Genomic DNA, 6,270 nt, shown 5'->3' with positions numbered 1-6,270 from the left:
GCTGTCAGCCGGGCGTGTACCGGCGCCCCTGCTGCCGCTGGTGCCCCCCCTGCAAGAGAGCGAAGAACGGACGAGCGAAGCGAGGTTTCCCCGCGGCGGCGGGGACGGAAGGGATCGGGTTCAATCAGGCGACTGCCGTGCTCATGACGGTTGCTGTCAGCCGGGCGTGTACCGGCGCCACTGCTGCCGCTGGTGCCCACCCCTGCAAGCAGTCGAGGCCGCCCTTGGTAAGGGCGGCCCGGCGTCGACGGCGTGGATCACACGGCCGGACGGTATTTCCTGACCTCGGCGGCGGATCGCGCCGCGTTGGCGATGACGGGTCGGTTAACAGATGGATGACATCTGCCGACGGGATCTGGAGCGGTTCAGACGCTGCTGTGCTGAGCGTGCAGCCGTTCGGATTGGGAAAGCTTGTTCAGCGCCGACAGATAGGCCTTGGCACTGGCGACGATGATGTCCGTGTCGGCACCCTGACCATTGACGACGCGGCCGTCGCGGGCGAGACGCACGGTGACTTCGCCCTGGCTGTCGGTACCCTGGGTAATGGCATTGACCGAGTACAGTTCGAGCTCGCTGCCGCTGCTGGCGACGCTTTCGATCGCCTTGAACGTGGCGTCGACCAGGCCGGACCCGCTGGACTCGGCACGACATTCCTGCCCCTGCTGGTTGAACACGATCTCGGCACGCGGCGACTCGCCGGTTTCGGTCGCCAGTTTCAGCGACACAAACCTGAACGCTTCCGGCTCATGGGCGCTCAGCTCTTCGTTGGCCAGCGCCAGCAAGTCTTCGTCGAAAATTTCGCGCTTGCGGTCGGCCAGCTCCTTGAAGCGGGCGAAGGCTGCATTCAGTGCCACCTCGCTGGCGATCTCGATGCCGAGCTCGGTCAGCTTGGTGCGGAACGCGTTGCGGCCGGACAACTTGCCGAGGGTCAGGCGGTTGGTCGACCAGCCGACACTTTCGGCCGACATGATTTCGTAGGTTTCGCGGTGCTTGAGCACACCGTCCTGGTGGATGCCGGATTCATGCGAGAACGCATTGGCGCCGACGATGGCCTTGTTCGGCTGTACCGGATAGCCAGTGATGGTCGATACCAGCTTGGACGTCGGCACGATCTGGGTGGCATCAATGCGGGTTTCCAGCCCGAACACGTCCTTGCGGGTCTTGATCGCCATGACGATTTCTTCCAGCGACGCATTGCCGGCGCGCTCGCCAAGGCCATTGATCGTGCACTCGACCTGGCGTGCGCCGCCCTGGATCGCGGCCAGCGAATTGGCGACCGCCATGCCGAGGTCGTTGTGGCAGTGGGTCGACCAGATCACCTGGTCGGCGCCGGGTACGCGGGCGATCAGCGTGCGCATGTGTTCCTGCCAGACCGACGGAATGCTGTAGCCGACCGTGTCCGGGACATTGATGGTGCGGGCGCCGGCCTTGATCACCGCCTCGAAGATGCGGATCAGGAAGTCGATGTCGGAGCGGACTGCATCCTCGGCCGAGAACTCGATGTCATCGGTGTATTCGCGACCGACGGCGATGGCACTGACCGCGGCGGCCACCACCTCGTCCGGCGTCATGCGCAGCTTCTTCTCCATATGGATCGGGCTGGTGGCGATGAAGATGTGGATGCGGCCCTTCGCGGCCGGCTGGATGGCTTCACCGGCGGCCCGCACGTCGCGTTCGTTGGCGCGGGCCAGCGAACAGACCGTGCTGTCCTTGATGATGCCGGCGATGGCATGGATGGCTTCCGCGTCTCCCGGGCTGGCGGCAGCAAAACCGGCCTCGATGATGTCCACCCCCAGACGTTCCAGCTGGCGGGCGATGCGGATTTTCTCTTCCTTGGTCATCGCCGCGCCCGGGCTTTGTTCGCCGTCGCGCAAGGTGGTGTCGAAAATATAGAGGCGGTCGCTCATTTCACTATTTCTCCGGGGGTCAGGCGCGCTCGCAGTGAGCAGATAGGTGTTCAGATCGAAACGCCGGCCTTGCTGTGCCGCAAGTTGTGCCAGCTTGTTCAGCTGCGCCTGCGGCAGGCCGCCGCGTGCGCGCCATTTGTACACCGCTGCGCGGCTGATCGGCTCCTCGGGCCAGGCGCGCGTCAGCGCATCGGCCAGGGTGGCGGGGCCGCCAAAGTCGTCGATCAGTTTTGCAATGTCCAATGACATGGGTGTCTTTCCTGAAGTGCTGTAGGAAACTTACCCAATATCGGACAACCGGTCAAACAAAAATCGTAATCAAGCGTAAAAAACTTCATTTTTCCCATGTCCAAACAAAAATATCGGACATATTGTCCGATATTGTTGTTGAAAAAAGGCGCATCAGGCTGTGGCGGACGGCACCGGATCGAAGCGATAACTGTCCATCGACAGCGCACTGTCCTCGCCGTGATAGAAACGTGTGGCCCGGGCCCCGGCCCCGGCGGCACCCAGCGCGACGAACAGCGGCAGCAGGTGCTCGTCGGTCGGGTGGGCACGCGTGGCGCCCGGTGCCTGGTGGCGATAGTCGAGCGCGCTGTCCACCGCGCCGGCCGTCAGCGTCCGGTACATCCAGTCGGCGAACGCCTCGACATAGGGCTGGGCCGGCAGGCCGGACATGGCATCGCGCAGATTGTGGGTCAGGCTGCCGGAAGCCAGTACCAGCACGCCGTCGGCCGGCAGCGCCGACAGGGCCTGGCCGACCCGGTAATGCCAGGCCGGATCACGGCGTGGCTGGACCGACAGCTGCAGCACCGGAATATCGGCCTGGGGATACAGTTCGCGCAGCGGCGTCCAGGCGCCGTGATCGAGACCGTAGTCGGGATCTGTCGTGGCCTCGATGCCGGCGCCGGCCAGCAGATCGACAATTTCCCGCGCCAGCGCCGGCGCGCCGGGGGCCGGGTATTGCAGCTGGTACAGCGGGGCGGGGAAACCGTAGAAATCGTGGATGGTGGCCGGCTGCGCGGCGGTCGACAGTACCGGCGCCGGCGTGTTCCAGTGTGCCGACACGGCGAGAATGGCACGCGGGCGCGGCAGGCTGGCAGCCAGCGTGCGCCAGGCATGACCGATCTCGCCGGTATCCAGTGCCAGCATTGGCGAACCATGGGAGACGAACAGGGTGGGCAGGGTGGACATGAGGGCTCCTTCGCGGCGGATGTGTCGATGGCCCAGTGTCGCACTGCCAGCCCGGGAGATAAACCGGCTGGTTCGGTACGGTTTGTAGCGAAAACCGGAACAATCGCGTGGCAACAGGCCAGCAAAAAAGGAACCCGCGGGTTCCCTTTTTGCTGGCCTTGCCGATCGCGAACGTCAGTCCTGGCGCGGGCTGTCGTCTGCCTTGTCTGCCGGGCTGATGTCGAGCTCGGCACGCGGTACCGGTTCGACCGCGGGCTTGCGGCGTCCCATGCGCAGCAGTGCCAGCACATAGCCGGACAGCGCATAGACGACAAAGAAGCCGAACAGCACCAGCGCCGGCGTCGAGGCCGTCAGCAGGATGACCACCAGCACCACCAGCATGGCGACGAACGGCACCTTGGCGCGCGGATTGATTTCCTTGAACGAGTAGAAGCGGACGTTGGTGACCATCGAGATGCCGGCAAAGGCGGTGAACACCAGCGCGATCCAGTCGATGCCGGGCACGTCGAGGCTGTACGCGTGCACGATCCACACCAGGCCGGCGACCAGCGCCGCGGCGGCCGGACTCGGCAGGCCGGTAAACCAGCGCTTGTCGGCCACGCCGATCATGGTATTGAAGCGTGCCAGGCGCAGTGCCGCGCCGGCGCAGTAGATGAAGGCGACCATCCAGCCGAGCTTGCCGAAATCGCGCAGCATCCATTCATAGGCAACCAGTGCCGGCGCGACGCCGAAACTGACCATGTCGGACAGTGAGTCGAACTCGGCGCCGAAAGCGCTCTGGCTGTGGGTCATGCGGGCGACGCGGCCATCCATGCCATCGAGGATCATGGCAATGAAAATGGCCACGGCGGCCAGCTCGAACTGGTTGTTCATGCCCTGCACGATGGCATAGAAGCCGGCAAACAGCGCGGCAAGCGTGAACAGGTTCGGCAGCAGGTATATCCCCTGGCGGCGCAGGGGCATTTTTGTCTGGGTATCTGGCATGTGTCTGATGGGGGCGCAGCCGCGGAAGGTCTCCGCGGCCGGAGGCGATGTTATTCCGCCAGCTCGGCGAGAATGGTGTGAGTGGCGCTCACTTTATCACCGATGGCAACCTTGACGGTAGCCGACAGCGGCAGGTACACGTCCACCCGGGAACCGAAGCGGATAAAGCCGTAGCGCTGGCCACGGGCCAGGCGGTCGCCCGGCTTCGCGTAGCAGAGGATGCGACGCGCCACCAGACCGGCGATCTGGATAAAGGTGACCTCGGTGCCGTTGTCCATCCGCACCGATACCGCGTTGCGCTCGTTTTCGGTCGAGGCCTTGGCCATCGACGCATTCAGGAAGCTGCCGGCATGGTAGTTGACCTGGGTCACCGTGCCATCGACCGGGCTGCGGTTCGAGTGCACGTTGAACACGTTCATGAACACGCTGACCTTGATCGCCGGCTGCTTCAGCTGCGGGTCCTCGGTGCGTTCGACTACCACGATCCGGCCGTCAGCCGGGCTCAGTACGGCGTTCTTCTGCGTCGGGATGGTTCGCGCCGGGTCGCGGAAGAACTGCACGACAAACAGCGCCAGCAGCCAGAACGGCAGCGACCAGGCACCTATCGCATAGCTCAGGACAATGGCCAGGGCAACGGAGCAGACAATGTAGGGCCAGCCTTCGCGGGCCAGGATCGGGTGCGGGTAGTGATTCATGGACTCGTTCAGTTCGTAACCAGCGGACGATTGTAAAGCAGCCGTTGCTGTGACAGGCAGCTTTTCTGATCTGCCGGCGGGCGGGCCGGATGAATGTGCTGGCGGATTCTCAAAATCGGACGGCATTTTCGCTGGTGGGGATGACGTTGTCCCAGCATGCCTGACGGAATGTTCATCGTTGTCTACCTCCATGCATATGACAACTCATGAACAAAGCATATCCCTGCCTGCCCGAGTCATTCCTCACGGCTAAGTCCTGTCTCGGATATGAAACAGTCATGGCGTTCTGCCAGCGGTGTGAAAATAAAAATCCATTGAAATCAATGCGTTGAGTGGTTGGCACGCATCATGCCATATGAAGGGCAGAAAAGTCCGACACACCGGAGACCGCCATGAACACAACGTCCTACTTCCGCCCGATGCTGGTCAGCCTGCTGGCTGCCCATGCCGGGCTGGCACTGGCGGACGGCGGCAATATCGTCATCCGGCGCGAACTGCCTGTCACCCCGTATTTCCAGCTGGCGAACACGCCGAAAAATCCGCAGACCACCACCGTGAACACCGACCGCTCGCCCGAGGTGCTGGGCAGCATGGGGATCGGCGAAGCGAACAGTGCGCTGCTGGGGGCCCGGCCCGGGGTTTACGGCACCCAGTCGGGTTCGACTGCCCAGGCCGTCACGGCGCCGATCGGCAGCAACCTGTCGACGATGGGCGGCAGCCAGGGCGGCGGTGCCAGCGGCGGAGCGTCGGGCAGCCTGGGCGGCAGTATTGCCAACACCGTGACCCGTTCACTCGGTATCCGCTGAGGACATGGCCATGAAGCGCACTCCCCTCTGCCTGGTCCTGCTGCTGCCGCTGGCGGCGACGGCGGCCGACATGGACACCCTGATTCAGGGCAGCGGCGGCCAGTCGGTCGGTCGTCAGGCGGTCAACCAGGCCGCCGGCCTGGGCAACCAGCAGGCGAACCAGACCGTGCTGTCGACGACGACGGCGGGGCTTGCACAAGCCGCCGCGCAAACCGGGCAGGCACAGCGGGTCACGGCCGGCGATCTGGCCGCGCTGGGCAAGAACAACTACAGCGCCAGCATCAGTGGCGGGAGCTTCCAGGGCGGGGTCGGCGTGCTGCAGGTCAATCAGGTCAGCGGGGGTTTCAACCAGACGCTCAACCAGTTTGCGCTGGCGACCGGACCGAATGCCAGTGCGACGACCACGGCCAGCCATGTCGGTGCGGTCGACGACAGCCGGCTGGCCGGTCTGACCTCCGCCGCGCCGGACAGTGGTGGCAGCGGGAACGAGGTGGCCGGCGGCAAGCGGCAGGCCACGATGGATGCGGCAAGTTTTCAGAATCTCAGTGGCGTGGTTCAGGTGAACCAGGTCGCGGGAAACGGCAATCAGGCAGGCAATGGCATCGCCCTGGCGGTACATGCGCCCTGATGGTCTGGCAGTGAGGCAGTGGCAGTAAGGAATTCACGGGGACGGGCAGTTCTCGA

6 protein-coding genes are annotated in these 6,270 nt (G+C 64.3%); 2 read left to right on the top strand and 4 right to left on the bottom strand.

Annotated features, from left to right (window positions below):
- Positions 1-365: 365 nt before the first annotated feature.
- The 4 genes from ACYVG8_RS04040 to ACYVG8_RS04025 all read right to left on the bottom strand — a co-directional run bounded on the left by ACYVG8_RS04040 (position 366) and on the right by ACYVG8_RS04025 (position 4,780).
- On the bottom strand, positions 366-2,156 hold the full coding sequence (locus tag ACYVG8_RS04040) for a 2-isopropylmalate synthase (RefSeq protein ID WP_028499458.1): 1,791 nt from the start codon (positions 2,154-2,156) through the stop codon (positions 366-368).
- Positions 2,157-2,309: 153 nt separating this feature from the next.
- Positions 2,310-3,101, bottom strand: a complete 792-nt coding sequence (locus tag ACYVG8_RS04035; protein WP_028499457.1) for a dioxygenase family protein — start codon at positions 3,099-3,101, stop codon at positions 2,310-2,312.
- Between the two features lie 174 nt (positions 3,102-3,275).
- Positions 3,276-4,064 carry a CDP-diacylglycerol--serine O-phosphatidyltransferase gene (gene pssA, locus ACYVG8_RS04030; RefSeq protein WP_169735647.1) on the bottom strand — a complete coding sequence of 263 codons (789 nt, stop codon included), beginning with the start codon at positions 4,062-4,064 and terminating at the stop codon, positions 3,276-3,278.
- A gap of 71 nt (positions 4,065-4,135) precedes the next feature.
- A complete protein-coding gene (locus tag ACYVG8_RS04025) occupies positions 4,136-4,780 on the bottom strand; it encodes a phosphatidylserine decarboxylase (protein WP_028499456.1) in 645 nt (214 codons plus the stop codon).
- 392 nt (positions 4,781-5,172) lie between these two features.
- Between ACYVG8_RS04025 and ACYVG8_RS04020 the strand changes: the two genes are divergently transcribed.
- Positions 5,173-5,586 (top strand): hypothetical protein, encoded by a 414-nt coding sequence (locus ACYVG8_RS04020; RefSeq protein ID WP_036386088.1) that lies wholly within the window; start codon positions 5,173-5,175, stop codon positions 5,584-5,586.
- Between the two features lie 10 nt (positions 5,587-5,596).
- Positions 5,597-6,214 carry a hypothetical protein gene (locus tag ACYVG8_RS04015; protein ID WP_028499454.1) on the top strand — a complete coding sequence of 206 codons (618 nt, stop codon included), beginning with the start codon at positions 5,597-5,599 and terminating at the stop codon, positions 6,212-6,214.
- Positions 6,215-6,270 lie beyond the last annotated feature (56 nt).

The organism is Microvirgula curvata (assembly GCF_054781615.1).
This window is presented reverse-complemented; position numbering and strand designations above follow the sequence as displayed.